The following is a 15,561-nucleotide window of genomic DNA, read 5'->3' on the forward strand; positions in this document are numbered from 1 at the left end:
TTGCGACTTCCTTATGTTAACATCTTCGTTAGTTAATGTCAACTAAGTTTTTTATTTCGTTTGTCGCTTGCGACGCTATTGTCATCGGCGACTTGTTCTATATTACACCTCTAAGCTCTAATCGTCAATATGTTTTTATAAAAAATATAAAAAGGCTTATTTCTTTTAAAATAAGCCTTTTTTATCACATATCATTCTATTCATTTATTATTTTTCTATAGTTGGTAACGAAACGATAAATTGAATAGTACCTTCCCTATATTCCGCTCGAATACTACCACCTTGTAACTCAACAATACTTTTCGCAATCGCTAAACCGAGTCCCGAGCCTTCCGTTACTCTACTTCTAGATTGATCCTTCTTATAGAAACGTTCAAACAAATTCGCTAACTCTTCTCTCGTAAACTCTTCACTATGATTCGCAATTACAATTTGTATATCCCTACGCTGCCTTTGAAGAGAAACTTTTATCTCTCCATCATCTTTACTATACTTAATCGCATTCATTAGTAAATTATCAAATACACGAACCATCTTTTCCGAATCAATCGATGCATAAGCACGTTCCTCAGGAAACTTCTTAACAAACGTAAGTCCATGTTCTTCCGCCTGCGGTACTAACTCTTCTATTAATTGCTCGAGTAGCTCATTCATACAAACTTCCTGTTTTTCTAATACAACTTGTTCATTTGTTAACTTCGTATACTCAAATAAATCTTCTATTAAATTTTTTAACTGCTCCGACTTTGCAAAAGCAATTCTCGTATACTCATCGTGTTGTTCTTTATTTTCATATTTAGAATCTCGAAGTAATCGTAAGTAGCCCATAATAGAAGTCAGCGGTGTGCGTAAATCGTGAGATACATTCGTAATAAGCTCATTCTTTTGCTTCTCTAATTTACGTTCCTTTTCTATATTATTCATAAGCTCTTCTGCCATATTATTAATATTCTCAGTTAAAGCTGCAATCTCATCTTCACCTTTTTTCTCAATGCGGTACGCTAAGTTGCCTCTTTCTATTTCCTTTACACCTTGCGCCATTGCTTCAATCTGCTTCATCTTTCTCTTTGTTATATAGAAGAAAGAGAAAATGAATACAAGAACACCAATTAAAAACGGGAATGGCCCTTCTTTCGTATCATACATTACCTCTCCCTCTGGAATTCCGCTAACAAACATGTACAAATTCTTTCCTTCAATAGTAATAGGTGAAAAAGATATAAACTCTTTTCTTGTACTTTCAAATACATTTCTACCATCTGTATAATTAATCGCAAATGATGCTGCATTACGAATCGTATTATGCAAATCGATTTGCTCTTCTTGCGCTTGCTTTGTTTTATATAAAACTTTACCACTTTCATCAGTAACCAATATCTTTAAAGCTCTAGACCCTTGCTCTAAATTTTGGTTCTCCATTTCGATCATATTTGATATAGCTTCTAATTTATTTTCATGAACCGAACTATTTGCCGCTCCTTGAGCTTGGTGATTAATTTGTTCCATACCAGCCCGATAATCGATAGTTGCTTGACGATTCGCATTCTCAAAAAATGGCGCAGCTCCCTTCGCTGACAAAACTCCTAATAACGCACAAGCAGCAAAAGTAGTAATCAATTGAATCCTTATACTCTTTCGTACGCTCTTTACTAATTTCTCAATTAATTCTCTTATTTTCCTTATATAAGTAAACGGATTAAATATCTTTTTCAATCTTATACCCCACTCCCCATACTGTTTTTATATATCTAGGTTTCCTTGGATTCTCCTCAATCTTTTCACGCACTTTCCGAATGTGCACCATTACAGTATTATCAGACTGGAAAGATCGTTCGTTCCACACCTTTTCATAAATTTGCTCCGCACTAAACACCATACCTGGATTTCTAGCTAGCAATTCTAAAATTGAAAATTCCCTCGGAGTTAGTTTCACTTCTTCTCCCTCTACAACAACTTTATGGGTCGAGATGTTGATTTTCATCTCCCCAATTTCTAACTCGTCCTCATTTTGGACAGCGAAACCATTCATTTTCATATAACGGCGTAACTGAGATTTAATTCGTGCAATTAACTCTAATGGATTAAATGGTTTCGTTACATAATCATCTGCACCCGTTGTTAACCCTAAAATCTTATCCATATCTTGCGTTTTCGCAGAAAGCATAATAATAGGCATTTCTTTCGCTTCCCTTACCTTCATACACATATGAATACCATCCACTTTCGGCATCATAATATCTAATACGACTAGATGTACTTCATTTTCTTCCAATAGACGTAATCCTTCTTCTCCGTCTCCTGCTTGTAATACTTTATATCCTTCATTCTTTAAATAGATTGTAATTAAATTCCGAATTTCTTTTTCATCATCTACGACAAGTATTGTTTCGTGTGCCACAATATCTCCCCCATCACTTTTTTAATCCCTAACTTCTATTATAGGAAAACTTCTGAAGAAAAACGCTCGGAAATCCTTAAGATTTTCTGAAGACGCAAAAAAGGTCTAGACTCCCCTTAAGTCTAGACCTTTAAAAACCCCTTTTATTTACGAACATAGATGAAATATAGTACGAATAAAACTCCCATAACATACATAATTGGATGAACCTCTTTACGACGACCACTCACAACCATTGTAATTGGATAGAAGATAAATCCAATCGCAATCCCAGTTGCGATACTATACGTAAGTGGCATAGAGATAATTGTAAAGAATGCTGGTACTGCAATCTCGAATTTCTTCCAATCAATTTCCCCTAAGGAAGAAACCATCAAGATTCCTACAATAATTAAAGCCGGTGCCGTTACAGCTGGCGTTACAACACTTAGTAATGGCGAGAAGAATAGTGCCAGTAAGAAGAATCCTGCTGTTACAACTGCTGTAAATCCAGAACGTCCTCCTGCTGCTACCCCTGCAGACGATTCAATGTAAGACGTTGTTGTTGATGTACCTAAAATCGCACCAATTACAGTTGCAATCGCATCTGCAAATAACGCTTTTCCTGCACGTGGTAATTTATTGTTCTTCATTAATCCTGCTTGATTTGCAACCGCTACAAGCGTACCTGCTGTATCAAAGAAATCGATAAAGAAGAACGTTATAATAACAATCCCCATTTGAACTGTGAAAATATCTCCGAAGTGCGTTAACGCCACGCCGAACGTTGGTTCTAGACTCGGTATTGCTCCCACCACAGCTTTCGGAGTATCAATTAATCCTGTTGCAACTCCTAAGATCGCTGTAAGAATCATACCGTAGAATACTGCACCATTAACTTTCTTAATCATGAAGATGATCGTAGTAACAACCCCGAAGATTGCTAGTAACGTTGTGCCCTTTGTTAAGTCCCCCAACCCAACAAGAACCGCATCATTTTCCACGATAATTCCGGCATTTTGGAATCCAAGGAAAGCAATGAACAATCCAATACCTGCTGCTACTGCAAACTTTAACTCCGATGGAATTGCATTAATGATTTTTTCACGAATACCTGAAGCAGTAAGAATAATAAAGATAATACCTGACATTAATGTTCCGGCAATGGCCGTTTGCCACGGAATACCCATCGTTAACACTGCTGTATAAGCAAAGAACGCGTTAATTCCCATACCTGGCGCTAAAGCAATTGGATACTTCGCGAAAATACCCATAATTAACGAACCGATCGCTGCCGCTAATGCCGTAGCAACGAATACTGCACCTGGATCCATCCCTGTACCTGCTGGTAACCCTTTAACATTTCCAAGCGACAGCGTAGCAGGATTGACAAATAGTACGTAAGCCATAGATAGAAATGTCGTTAACCCTGCTATGAACTCAGTCTTATAATTCGTACCGAGCTCATCAAACTGAAAATAGCGTTTCATCCTATGTTTCCCCCGTTATATGATTACTCGCCGTATTTCACCCTAGCCCTCTTTTATCCCGAGAAATAAAAAAGGCTCCCATTGCATATATACATGGAAGCGTTCTATAAACAAAGACAAGTTTCCCCTCATCTTTATACAAACGCCTCGTAGTCAAGCCATTTACGGTAGCTAGGTAGAAACTTTCGGGCCATATCCCCGATATTATACGACGGCTATAATATTCACTTTTCGTTTGAATTACATAATCATATTAACTCGACGAAGTAGTTTTGTCAATTTAAAAACGAACATTTTCATAAACTTTTATATTTTCGTTCGTATTAATGCCAAAATAAAAAAGATCCATCTATGCATAAGCAATAGATGGACCTTTTTATAAATACTATTCCCACTCAATAGTTGCTGGTGGCTTACTCGTTACATCATACACGATACGGTTAACGTGTTTTACTTCGTTTACGATACGTACAGAGATTTTCTCTAATACGTCCCAAGGGATACGTGCCCAGTCAGCTGTCATACCGTCGATAGATGTTACTGCACGGATACCTACTGTGTAATCGTAAGTACGCTCGTCACCCATAACACCTACGCTACGCATACCAGGAAGTGCAGTGAAGTATTGCCAGATTTCACGGTCTAAGCCCGCTTTAATAATTTCTTCACGTAAAATCGCATCAGATTCACGAACGATTTCTAATTTCTCTTCTGTAATTTCACCTAATACACGAATACCAAGACCCGGTCCTGGGAATGGTTGACGCCATACGATTTCATCAGGAATTCCTAGTTCAGATCCTAATACACGTACTTCGTCTTTAAATAACGTGTTTAAAGGCTCAATTAATTTGAACTGCATGTCTTCTGGAAGTCCACCAACGTTGTGGTGAGATTTAATTGTTTGTGCAGTTGCTGTACCACTTTCAACGATGTCTGTGTAAAGTGTACCTTGTGCTAAAAAGTCCATACCTTGTAATTTAGACGCTTCATCATCAAATACGTAAATGAATTCGTTACCGATGATTTTACGTTTTTGTTCTGGATCTTCTACACCTTTTAACTTGTTCATGAAGCGTTCTTTTGCATCCACTTTAATAACGTTCATGTGGAAGCCTTCGCTAAATGTTTTCATAACGCCTTCTGCTTCGCCTTTACGCAGTAAGCCGTGGTCAACGAAAATACAAGTTAATTGATCGCCGATTGCTTTATGAATTAATACTGCTACAACAGAAGAGTCTACACCGCCACTAAGTGCGCATAGTACTTTTTTGTCTCCAACAGTTTCACGAATTTTTTCTAATTCTACTTCGATAAAGTTCTCCATGTTCCATCCTTCAGAACAACCACATACGCCGAATACGAAGTTTTTAATTAAATCGTTACCGTGCTCAGAGTGACGTACTTCTGGGTGGAATTGTACACCGTATAAGTTTTTCGCTTCATTGCTCATACCAGCAATTGGGCAAGACTCACTTGTTGCGTCTACTACGAATCCTTCAGGTAAACCAGTTACTAAGTCACCATGGCTCATCCATACAACTTGCTCTTCTGGAAGGTTCGCATATAATTTTGATTCGTTCTCTACTTTAAGAACAGCCTTTCCGTACTCACGGTGATTTGCACGCTCTACTTTACCACCGAAGTGTTGCGTCATAAGCTGCATACCGTAACAAATACCGAAGATTGGTAAACCTAGTTCAAAGATTTTTTCATCACAATGTAATGCACCTTCACCGTATACGCTATTTGGTCCACCAGAGAAAATAATCCCTTTTGGATTCATTGCTTTAATTTCTTCTGCAGTAATTGTATGTGGATGAAGTTCACTGTATACACCGAACTCACGAATTCGACGTGCTATTAACTGATTGTATTGACTTCCAAAATCTAAAACGATAATTGTATCGTGTTGTTTCTTCAAAATAATCACCCCAACGTTAGTTCTCGTATATAAATATTTTCACCAATTTGGCGAAAAGCATTACCAATATAATAAAAAAAGCCAGTCCTCCGCCTCTAGTCTCATAACAAAGAAAAGGCAGGGGTCTGGCTTTATAAAGAAAGATAGTCTCCGCTCTTTATAAATATAAGACACACTGCCTTCATAGTCAGGTTGTTTGCGGTAACCCGGTAGAGACTCTCAAACCATATCATTGAGGATATATGAAGGATCGTTTTATATTATCTTCCTAGATTCTAACAATGAAATATCAATATGGTCAAGAGAGAAAGCGACAAAATTCTACAGAAATTCATTTCCTTTTCTAAAAAACATAAAAAAACATCCATTTCTATATAGAAATGGATGTTTTTTAGGGCAAACGGAATTACATCATTCCGCCCATACCGCCCATGCCCATGCCGCCCATGTCAGGCATTGCTGGTGCATTTGGTTCTGGCTTGTCAGCTACTACAGCTTCAGTTGTTAAGAACATAGCTGCAACAGATGCTGCGTTTTGAAGTGCAGAACGAGTTACTTTAGCTGGATCTACGATACCAGACTCAAGCATGTTAACCCATTCGCCAGTAGCTGCGTTGAAACCAACGCCTACTTTTTCGCCTTTTAGACGCTCTACAACTACAGATCCTTCTAGACCAGCGTTGATTGCGATTTGACGAACTGGCTCTTCTAGTGCGCGAAGTACGATGTTGATACCTGTTGCTTCGTCGCCTTCAGCTACGATAGAAGCTACTTTTGTGTATACGTTCATAAGTGAAGTACCACCACCTGCAACGATACCTTCTTCTACTGCTGCACGAGTTGAGTTAAGTGCATCTTCAATGCGAAGTTTGCGTTCTTTCAACTCAGTTTCAGTTGCTGCACCTACTTTAATTACCGCTACGCCACCTGCAAGTTTTGCAAGACGCTCTTGTAATTTTTCACGATCGAATTCAGAAGTTGTTTCTTCTAATTGCGCACGGATTTGACCGATGCGAGCTTCGATTTGTTCTGTGCTTCCTACACCTTCAACTACAGTTGTGTTTTCTTTCGTTACAACAACTTTACCAGCGCGTCCTAAAGATTCAACTGTAGCAGATTTTAAGTCACGGCCTAATTCTTCAGTGATTACTTCGCCACCAGTTAAGATCGCGATATCTTCTAGCATTGCTTTACGACGGTCACCAAATCCAGGAGCTTTAACAGCTACTACATTGAATGTACCACGAAGTTTGTTCACTACTAATGTAGCTAACGCTTCGCCTTCTACATCTTCAGCAATGATAAGAAGTGGTTTACCTTGTTGTACCACTTGCTCTAATACTGGTAAGATTTCTTGAATGTTAGAAATCTTTTTATCAGTGATTAAGATGTATGGGTTATCAAGAACTGCTTCCATTTTGTCAGAATCAGTAATCATGTAAGGAGATGCATATCCACGATCAAATTGCATACCTTCTACTACGTCTAATTCTGTTGTGAAGCCTTTAGATTCTTCTAAAGTAATAACGCCGTCGTTACCAACGCGCTCCATTGCTTCAGCGATTAATTGACCTACTTCTTCGTCAGCAGCAGAAATAGCAGCTACTTGTGCGATAGAAGATTTACCTTCGATTGGTTTAGAAATCGTTTTTAATTCTTCAATTGCAGCAGTAACAGCTTTTTCGATACCTTTACGAAGACCCATTGGGTTCGCACCAGCTGTTACGTTTTTAAGACCTTCACGAATCATAGCTTGCGCTAATACAGTTGCAGTTGTTGTTCCGTCACCAGCTACGTCATTTGTTTTGCTAGCAACTTCTGCTACTAATTTCGCACCCATGTTTTCGAATGCATCTTCTAATTCGATTTCTTTTGCGATTGTTACACCATCATTTGTAATAAGTGGTGAACCAAATTTTTTCTCAAGTACAACGTTACGACCTTTTGGTCCAAGCGTTACTTTTACTGCATTTGCAAGAGTGTCGACACCGCGAAGCATCGAACGACGTGCTTCTTCACTAAATTTAATATCTTTTGCCATAATAATTGACCCCCTTGGATTTTTTAAGATTTATATAATTAACCGATAACTGCTAAAATGTCACTTTCACGTAAAATCAAGTAGTCTGTACCTTCATATTTCACTTCAGTACCTGCATATTTTGAGAAGATGATAAGATCACCTGCTGCTACCTCTAAAGCAACACGCTCACCATTCTCAAGCACTCGACCAGTACCTACTGCAACAACTTTACCCTCTTGTGGTTTTTCTTTTGCAGTATCTGGTAATACGATACCACTTGCTGTTTTTTCTTCTGCTTGAACAAGCTCAATTACAACGCGATCACCTAATGGCTTTAGCATGAACAATAACCTCCTCATTTTGTTATGTAAATTTCTTTTATTAGCACTCAAGTCATCCGAGTGCTAACACACTTATAATAATAAATAATCTCAATTTCTTTTGCAAGTAAAAAAATCATAATTTTTTCGCAAATCACTATATAAACTTTCTATATAGAATACTGCCTTTACTATATGAATCGTTGTTTCCACTGCTCGTATGTTACAATATGAAAGGACACCCTAAGTTGTTTTCGCTACACACACAACTTTCTCCTGTCTTCTATTATAATTTCAAATAAGGATTTGCGAAAAAAACATAATTCAAGTGAGGTTTATATCGTAGGTAGCATATTTACATGTTATCCTAACTTATCTCATACACTATAGTTAGAAAGGATGGTTAAACCATTTGAAGAAACAATACTGGTGGATTATCGTTACATACATTTTAATGCAGTTATCCGGCGTTGTTGGATTACCACTTCTCCTAAAAACAGGACTCTACGATAATAGAGGATTTACCATTGAGGAAAAAGGACAAATCATAACGGGACACTGGGCAATTATTAGCTTCTTTGTTGCATTATGTATCGTACTTTGGTTACTTAGAACAGATATTCGTGACAGGCATTTAGATCCAATGCGCTCTTCTGTCCCAGCTACTATTGGATGGATTTTCATCGGGTTCTTCTTAGCAATCATCTCACAATCCATTGCAGGTATGATTGAAATGTATGTATTTGGGGTTCCACGTGGATCTGAGAATACAGACAGACTGATGGACATCGCAAGAACGATACCTTGGTTCCTTATTGTTGTATCTATAATTGGACCTATCTTAGAAGAAATCGTATTTAGAAAAATTCTATTCGGCACGCTTTATAAGAAGTTTAACTTCTTTATCGCAGCTATCATTAGTTCGCTTGTATTTGCAGCAATTCATTTTGATTTTACTCATTTATTGGTATACACTGCTATGGGGCTCGTATTCGCCTTCTTATATGTGAAGACGAAACGGATTATCGTTCCGATTGCAGCTCATGTTGCGATGAATACATTGGTCGCTATTGGGCAAATTTTTATGAGCAATGAACAAATTCAAGAAATGATTAAAGAAGCTGAAAAAATGCAAGGCTTTATCGGAGGATTTTTTGTATGAGAAACTCACCATTGTTCATGGCTGCACTATACTTCCTTCTTGGATGTATCTTTACACGCTTCGCCATTACGAACGTGACAGATACAATCTGGAATATGTGGACAATACTATTTGCAGTTATGGCAACAATTGATTTTAATTTGGCACTTCGCCTTATATTAATTAAATTCACAAAGAAGAAACAATAATAAAACGCAGAGGTCGCTTCCTCTGCGTTTTATTGTGGATAGTTTTTCAAAAAGTAAACTAATGTTTGTAACTCTACAGCTAAGTCAATATGATGAATTCTAATATTCTCTGATACGTTTAATCGCGCTGGTGTGAAATTCAAAATACCATGCACGCTCGTTTCAGCTAATCTATCTGCTACAGCTTGTGCTACTGTAGCCGGTACTGTTAATATTGCCACTTGTATATCATTTGATAATCTCTCTTCTAATTCATCTAAATGATATACAGGAATGCCCCCGATTTCTGTTCCAACTTTCTCTTCACTAACATCAAATGCCATTTCAATTTTTGTATTATTGTTTTTCGTGAAATTATAATGTAAGAAAGCGGTCCCTAAATTACCTACTCCAATAAGTGCTACACGTGTTATATCATCTTGATCAAGTGTTTCGCGGAAAAATGATAATAAATAATTCACGTTATATCCATATCCCTTTTTCCCTAACGCTCCAAAATACGAAAAATCTCTTCGTATTGTTGCGGAATCTACTTTTACTGCCTCACTCAATTCGGCCGATGAAACACGCTGCTTACCAGAAAGAGATAAGTTTTGGATAAATCGATAGTATAGAGGCAATCTTTTAGCAGTGGCTTGTGGAATCTTTTGCTGATCCATATGACCTCTCCTCTCTTCCTATCTTTATTCATATACTTTAATCAAATACAGAAGTTTAGCACTCATTAAATTCCTTGTATAATAAAGAGAAGAAGTATTCTCTCTTTATTTTAAACTATACACTATTTTTAGTATGATTGAGAAATATAAACATGGCAAAGTTAAGAAATTATTTGAGGTGAAAACATTGATTTTATTACAAGTAAACGCGCTTTCGAAATTATACGGTGCAGAAACGATTCTTGCAAACATAAAATTGGAAGTACAAACAAAAGATCGTATCGCATTAGTTGGAAGGAATGGAGCAGGCAAATCTACATTATTAAAAATTATCGCTGGTGAATTATCTCATGATGGTGGCGAAATTATAAAACCGAAAGATGTCTCAATCGGATATTTAGCTCAAAATACTGGACTAGAAACGTCTTTAACAATTTGGGATGAAATGCTAACCGTCTTTACTCACTTACAGCAAATGGAGGCAAAACTTCGAAGGCTTGAGCAAGAAATGGGAAAAGAAGAAAACTTTTCAAACGAAGCTACATATGAAAGATTGTTAGCTGATTATGACCAATTGCAACTCAATTATAAAGATCAAGGTGGATATCAATATGAAGCGGATATTCGCTCCATTTTAAGCGGCCTTGGCTTCCCAGTTGAAACGCACCAGACGACGATCTCTACTTTAAGCGGCGGGCAAAAAACAAGATTAGCTCTCGGGAAATTATTATTAACAAAACCAGACTTACTTATTTTGGACGAGCCTACAAACCATTTAGACATCGAAACATTAACGTGGCTTGAGCAATATTTACAAGGTTATCCTGGCGCAATATTAATCGTTTCACATGACCGTTATTTCTTAGACAAACTCGTTACACAAGTATATGAAATTTCGAATAAAGAAAGCAGACGATTTGTTGGTAACTACAGTAAATATTTAGACTTAAAATCAGCATTATATGAGCAAGAAATGAAACGTTACGAAAAACAACAAGATGAAATCGCAAAACTTGAGGACTTCGTTCAAAAGAATATAGCTCGCGCTTCTACAACGAAACGTGCTCAAAGTCGTCGTAAACAACTAGACAGAATGGAATTATTAACGAGACCATTAGGGGATTCTAAGTCAGCATCATTCCACTTCGATATTGAAAAGCAAAGTGGAAATGATGTTTTACAAGTAAATGATGCAACCATCGGCTATGATGAGAACCCTATAATTGAACATGTAACTATGCGCTTAACTCGCGGAGATAGTGTTGCTTTAGTTGGTCCAAACGGAATTGGGAAATCCACATTGTTAAAGTCTATTGTGAATAAGTTACCACTATTAAATGGTGATGTTTCTTTCGGATCAAATGTATCTGTTGGTTATTATGATCAAGAACAAGCAAACTTAACATCTTCTAAACGGGTTTTAAATGAATTATGGGATGAATATCCACTGCAACCTGAAAAAGAAATCCGTACTATACTCGGGAATTTTTTATTCACAGGAGATGATGTACTGAAACCAGTATCTTCTCTTAGTGGTGGACAAAAAGCTCGATTAGCTCTTGCAAAACTTATGATGCAAAAGTCGAATTTGTTAATTCTAGATGAGCCTACGAACCACCTTGATTTAAATAGTAAAGAGATTTTGGAGAATGCTTTAATTGATTACCCAGGGACTCTTCTATTCGTCTCACATGACCGCTACTTTATTAACCGTGTAACAACGACTGTGGTTGAGCTATCAACAGAAGGTGCACAGGAATATTTAGGGGATTACGATTACTACGTTGAAAAGAAAAATGAAATGATTGAACGTGCAGAACTTGAACAGCAAGAAAGTGACATTCCTGTTCAAAAAGTGGTTGCACAAGAGAAATTAAATTATTTAGAAGAAAAAGAGCGTAAAAAACTAGAGCGTCAACGCACTAGAAAAATTGAAGAGCTAGAACAAAGTATATTAGAATTAGAAGAAGAAATTGCTACGCTAGAAGATCAACTTTGCTTACCAGAAATATATGCAGATTATGAAAAAGCTAGTGAAATTACAACTAAAAAGCAAACGCTACAAGAACAACTTGAAACTTGTATGGCAGAATGGGAAGAGCTGCATGTATAAGCATATTTAAATAAGGAAGATGTCTCATAAGTCAGGATTTTTGACTATGCGACATCTTTTTTTCTTTTAATACAGAAACAATTTTTGAGTATATCAATCGTAACTTAGAATATACCAACGATTTTTCAAATATATCTATTGTAACCCTATATATATTAACAATTCGACACAAAATATCGATTTAACGACAAAAATTGACAATATTAGCATCTTCTATAATAGGGGGATGTTTCAAAATGTTTTTCGGAGATATCTTCTTACTTTTTATTTCCCGAAAAAGAACAAATTTAAAGGTCTGACATCATCCTATTTATCCACAAGTTTATACACATATCCACCTTTATAAAATAAACCTTAAAATAACTTTTCCACATTATCCACAATCAACAAAAAAGTTATCAACATTTTATATACACAATAAAACCCACATTATCAACAGATAATATGGGTTTTATCCACAACCTGTGGTTAATTATGTGCATAACTATGCTTCAATATCTAATCCTGGATTTGCATTTAAGGCTAATGTTGCACGCTTACCTTGTTCATAAGCAATTGTCCCTGCCGCTGCAATCATCGCTGCATTATCTGTGCATAAAGATAGCGGAGGAATAATTAATTCAATGTTTTCTTTTTGTGCAAATTCCTCTTCTAATCGCGCACGAAGTCCTTTATTAGCAGCTACTCCACCAGCAAGAAGTAATTGCTTTACATTATAAGCTTCTGCTGCACGAGCTGCTTTCGTTACAAGTACATCTATTACACTTTCTTGGAAACTTGCCGCTAAATCTTCTGGCGCAATTTCTATACCGCGCTGTTTTGCGTTATGCACAGTGTTGATAACTGCTGATTTCAATCCACTAAAGCTAAAATCATATGAATCCGGTTCTAGCCATGCACGAGGCAAATCAATTGTCGGTTCTCCTTCATGTGCAAGGCGATCAATATGAGGACCACCTGGATATGGCATAGATAACGTACGAGCTACTTTATCATATGCTTCTCCAGCTGCATCGTCTCGTGTTTCACCAATTACTTCGAATGAACCATGTTCTTTCATATAAACAAGTTCTGTATGCCCACCAGATACAACAAGTGATAATAACGGGAATTGAACTTCTTTTACTAAACGGTTCGCATAAATATGACCAGCAATATGATGAACACCGACTAACGGAATATCATGTGCAAACGCTACTGCCTTCGCTGCATTTACTCCAATTAGAAGTGCTCCTACTAAACCAGGACCTTCTGTTACAGCAATTGCATCAATATCATCAAATGTGATGTTTGCTTCCTTTAAAGCTTCTTCTAACACAACTGTAATTTCTTCTACATGATGACGGGATGCAATCTCTGGTACAACGCCGCCAAAACGTTTATGACTTTCAATTTGTGATGCAACGACATTCGCAATAATTTCCGTTCCATTTTTAACAACTGCTACTGCTGTTTCATCACAACTTGTTTCAATACCAAGTATAATCGTATTTTTTTCCATTATATATTCACCCACATTACGAGACCATCTTCCTGATTGTCTGCATAGTATCGTTTACGAATCCCACCATTTTGAAATCCGTATTTTCTGTATAACTGCTTTGCTACTTCATTTGATACACGTACTTCAAGTGTCATTGTTTTTACCCCTAGTTCTTTCGCTTCAGAAATAACTGCTTTCAATAGGGCATCTCCTAACTTTTGACCTCGGTATTCTGGCAAAATAGCTATATTTGTTATATGTGATTCATCAATAATTATCCACAATCCACAATACCCGACTACACGACCATCTTTTTCTAACACAATATAATGTGCATGTTCATTCATCGTTAATTCACGGTGAAAGGCATCTGCAGTCCAAGGAGTTGAAAAAGACGCTTCTTCAATAGCTACAATTTGAGCAATATCATCAAGCTCCATCTTTCTAAATATCATATCCATCTTCTGCAAGCTCCTACTTGTTTTGACTTTCTAACCACTTTGTTTCAGCTTCAGCTAAACGAAGATAGCTTGGAACAAACGTATGCACATCTTGTTCTTCTTTTTGTAATCCTAAGAATGCTAGCTCACTTGGTCTTGGGTTATTTTTAGTAAATGGAGCGAATACAGCTTGATCACCTAAATGTTCTATAATTGTTTCTTTATGCAATTTAACATCGTTACCGATAAATAAAACAGGCTGTCCTTTATCTTTTAACATTTGCAACCAGTCCACAATAAGAATAATTCGGTCTTCTTCTATTGAAGTTAACTGCTCTCCTTCATATGTATATAACCCAGTATAAATTTGCCCACGTCTTCCATCAAATAAAGGACAAATTAACCCGTTAAAGTTAGCACCGTTTGCAGCTACTACCTCTAAACTTGATACACCTACAATTGGTATTTGAAGTGACCAAGCTAATGTTTTCGCCGCTGTCACGCCTATGCGAACACCTGTATAGGATCCAGGTCCAGCAGCTACAACGATTTTAGTTAATTCCTTCGGTTTTACGCCACACTCTTTTAACAGTTTCTCTACAGCTGGCATAAGACGTACAGAATGGTTTTTTGTTAAATTTGTAATGATTTCCCCAATTACGTTTCCTTCCTCAATAAGGGATACACCCATTACGTAATTTGAAGTATCAATTGCTAGTACTTTCATCTTGTAATAGCTCCTCACATAATCTAATATAGCGATCTCCAATTGGCTCGAGTATAATTTTTCTTGTGTCATCTCCAGCATGGAATAAACTAATTTGTAACTTTTCATTTGGTAAATATGCCTCTATTAAATGAGCCCATTCTACTACCGTAATTCCTTCACCGTAGAAATATTCATCAAAGCCTAAGTCCTCTTCACTTTCTGCTAAGCGATACACGTCCATATGATATAGCGGTAACCTACCTTTATATTCTTTAATGATATTAAAGGTAGGACTATTTACAACTCTTTTCACTCCAAGACCTTTTGCTAGTCCCTTTGTAAAAGTCGTCTTACCAGCTCCAAGATCTCCTTCTAAAATAATTACATCTTGTGCCTCTACGAGCTCACCTAGTTTTTCTGATAACCTTTGTGTTTCCTCAGAAGATTTTGTTGTTACTTCATATTTACTCACAGACTTCACCTACTTTACTCACAATGTTCTCTGCTCTTTATTATACAGGTTTTGAATATATAAAAAAGTCCTTAGGAGTTGTCCTAAGGATAGTTTGACTGTCTTTATTAGTTTTTTGTTAAAACAAATAAAAAAATACGAAACAACTTGTTTCGTTCTTTTCTTTATATGAAATGGCGGTCCCGACCGGGGTCGAACCGG

General features: G+C 36.9%; 14 protein-coding genes and 2 riboswitches. Of the genes, 3 read left to right on the forward strand and 11 right to left on the reverse strand.

The window, feature by feature from the left end:
* Positions 1–207: 207 nt before the first annotated feature.
* The 6 genes from ampS to groES form a co-directional block, all read right to left on the reverse strand.
* A complete protein-coding gene (ampS, locus tag HMPREF2590_RS26040) occupies positions 208–1,713 on the reverse strand; it encodes an aminopeptidase AmpS (RefSeq protein WP_000719212.1) in 1,506 nt (501 codons plus the stop codon).
* Positions 1,697–2,398 carry a response regulator transcription factor gene (locus HMPREF2590_RS26045; protein ID WP_000929887.1) on the reverse strand — a complete coding sequence of 234 codons (702 nt, stop codon included), beginning with the start codon at positions 2,396–2,398 and terminating at the stop codon, positions 1,697–1,699. Before HMPREF2590_RS26045 ends, ampS begins: the two co-directional genes overlap by 17 nt.
* Before the next feature lie 143 nt (positions 2,399–2,541).
* A complete protein-coding gene (locus HMPREF2590_RS26050; RefSeq protein WP_050821493.1) occupies positions 2,542–3,867 on the reverse strand; it encodes an NCS2 family permease in 1,326 nt (441 codons plus the stop codon).
* Between the two features lie 130 nt (positions 3,868–3,997).
* Positions 3,998–4,099, reverse strand: a riboswitch (purine riboswitch).
* 153 nt (positions 4,100–4,252) lie between these two features.
* On the reverse strand, positions 4,253–5,791 hold the full coding sequence (gene guaA, locus HMPREF2590_RS26055; protein WP_000743906.1) for a glutamine-hydrolyzing GMP synthase: 1,539 nt from the start codon (positions 5,789–5,791) through the stop codon (positions 4,253–4,255).
* A gap of 164 nt (positions 5,792–5,955) precedes the next feature.
* A riboswitch (purine riboswitch) is annotated at positions 5,956–6,057 on the reverse strand.
* Positions 6,058–6,197: 140 nt separating this feature from the next.
* Positions 6,198–7,832 (reverse strand): chaperonin GroEL, encoded by a 1,635-nt coding sequence (groL, locus tag HMPREF2590_RS26060; RefSeq protein WP_001029993.1) that lies wholly within the window; start codon positions 7,830–7,832, stop codon positions 6,198–6,200.
* Positions 7,833–7,870: 38 nt separating this feature from the next.
* Entirely contained in the window at positions 7,871–8,155 is a 285-nt protein-coding gene (gene groES, locus HMPREF2590_RS26065) for a co-chaperone GroES (protein WP_000917311.1), read from the reverse strand.
* Positions 8,156–8,546: 391 nt separating this feature from the next.
* On the opposite strand from groES, the gene HMPREF2590_RS26070 reads away from it, so the two are divergent.
* Positions 8,547–9,296 (forward strand): CPBP family intramembrane glutamic endopeptidase, encoded by a 750-nt coding sequence (locus tag HMPREF2590_RS26070; protein WP_000745328.1) that lies wholly within the window; start codon positions 8,547–8,549, stop codon positions 9,294–9,296.
* Complete coding sequence (locus HMPREF2590_RS26075) at positions 9,293–9,484, forward strand: YdiK family protein (protein ID WP_001246200.1); 192 nt, start codon at positions 9,293–9,295, stop codon at positions 9,482–9,484. The genes HMPREF2590_RS26070 and HMPREF2590_RS26075 overlap by 4 nt, the downstream gene beginning before the upstream one ends.
* Positions 9,485–9,513: 29 nt before the next feature.
* Here HMPREF2590_RS26075 and HMPREF2590_RS26080 read toward each other — a convergent pair whose 3' ends face one another.
* Complete coding sequence (locus tag HMPREF2590_RS26080) at positions 9,514–10,143, reverse strand: redox-sensing transcriptional repressor Rex (protein ID WP_000372699.1); 630 nt, start codon at positions 10,141–10,143, stop codon at positions 9,514–9,516.
* A 187-nt stretch (positions 10,144–10,330) separates the two neighbouring features.
* Between HMPREF2590_RS26080 and HMPREF2590_RS26085 the strand changes: the two genes are divergently transcribed.
* Positions 10,331–12,256, forward strand: coding sequence for an ABC-F family ATP-binding cassette domain-containing protein (locus HMPREF2590_RS26085; RefSeq protein WP_210738597.1), 1,926 nt, complete (start codon positions 10,331–10,333; stop codon positions 12,254–12,256).
* 484 nt (positions 12,257–12,740) lie between these two features.
* Here HMPREF2590_RS26085 and tsaD read toward each other — a convergent pair whose 3' ends face one another.
* The 4 genes from tsaD to tsaE are packed head-to-tail and all read right to left on the reverse strand — an operon-like array spanning position 12,741 to position 15,360.
* On the reverse strand, positions 12,741–13,757 hold the full coding sequence (tsaD, locus tag HMPREF2590_RS26090; protein ID WP_000414585.1) for a tRNA (adenosine(37)-N6)-threonylcarbamoyltransferase complex transferase subunit TsaD: 1,017 nt from the start codon (positions 13,755–13,757) through the stop codon (positions 12,741–12,743).
* A complete protein-coding gene (rimI, locus tag HMPREF2590_RS26095) occupies positions 13,757–14,200 on the reverse strand; it encodes a ribosomal protein S18-alanine N-acetyltransferase (RefSeq protein WP_000367190.1) in 444 nt (147 codons plus the stop codon). The genes tsaD and rimI overlap by 1 nt, the downstream gene beginning before the upstream one ends.
* A 13-nt stretch (positions 14,201–14,213) precedes the next feature.
* On the reverse strand, positions 14,214–14,906 hold the full coding sequence (gene tsaB, locus HMPREF2590_RS26100) for a tRNA (adenosine(37)-N6)-threonylcarbamoyltransferase complex dimerization subunit type 1 TsaB (RefSeq protein ID WP_000865753.1): 693 nt from the start codon (positions 14,904–14,906) through the stop codon (positions 14,214–14,216).
* Positions 14,887–15,360 (reverse strand): tRNA (adenosine(37)-N6)-threonylcarbamoyltransferase complex ATPase subunit type 1 TsaE, encoded by a 474-nt coding sequence (gene tsaE, locus HMPREF2590_RS26105; protein WP_000049642.1) that lies wholly within the window; start codon positions 15,358–15,360, stop codon positions 14,887–14,889. The genes tsaB and tsaE overlap by 20 nt, the downstream gene beginning before the upstream one ends.
* Positions 15,361–15,561: the final 201 nt, after the last annotated feature.

Source organism: Bacillus sp. HMSC036E02, from assembly GCF_001836235.1.
In the GTDB taxonomy this organism is placed as follows: domain Bacteria; phylum Bacillota; class Bacilli; order Bacillales; family Bacillaceae_G; genus Bacillus_A; species Bacillus_A cereus.

What these genes read in the sequence shown, in the direction of transcription:
- HMPREF2590_RS26050 (WP_050821493.1), bottom strand. Translation starts at nt 3,867, where the DNA reads ATGAAACGCTATTTTCAGTTTGATGAGCTCGGTACGAATTATAAGACT.
- groL (WP_001029993.1), bottom strand. Translation starts at nt 7,832, where the DNA reads ATGGCAAAAGATATTAAATTTAGTGAAGAAGCACGTCGTTCGATGCTT.
- groES (WP_000917311.1), bottom strand. Translation starts at nt 8,155, where the DNA reads ATGCTAAAGCCATTAGGTGATCGCGTTGTAATTGAGCTTGTTCAAGCA.
- HMPREF2590_RS26075 (WP_001246200.1), top strand. Translation starts at nt 9,293, where the DNA reads ATGAGAAACTCACCATTGTTCATGGCTGCACTATACTTCCTTCTTGGA.
- HMPREF2590_RS26080 (WP_000372699.1), bottom strand. Translation starts at nt 10,143, where the DNA reads ATGGATCAGCAAAAGATTCCACAAGCCACTGCTAAAAGATTGCCTCTA.
- tsaD (WP_000414585.1), bottom strand. Translation starts at nt 13,757, where the DNA reads ATGGAAAAAAATACGATTATACTTGGTATTGAAACAAGTTGTGATGAA.
- rimI (WP_000367190.1), bottom strand. Translation starts at nt 14,200, where the DNA reads ATGGATATGATATTTAGAAAGATGGAGCTTGATGATATTGCTCAAATT.
- tsaB (WP_000865753.1), bottom strand. Translation starts at nt 14,906, where the DNA reads ATGAAAGTACTAGCAATTGATACTTCAAATTACGTAATGGGTGTATCC.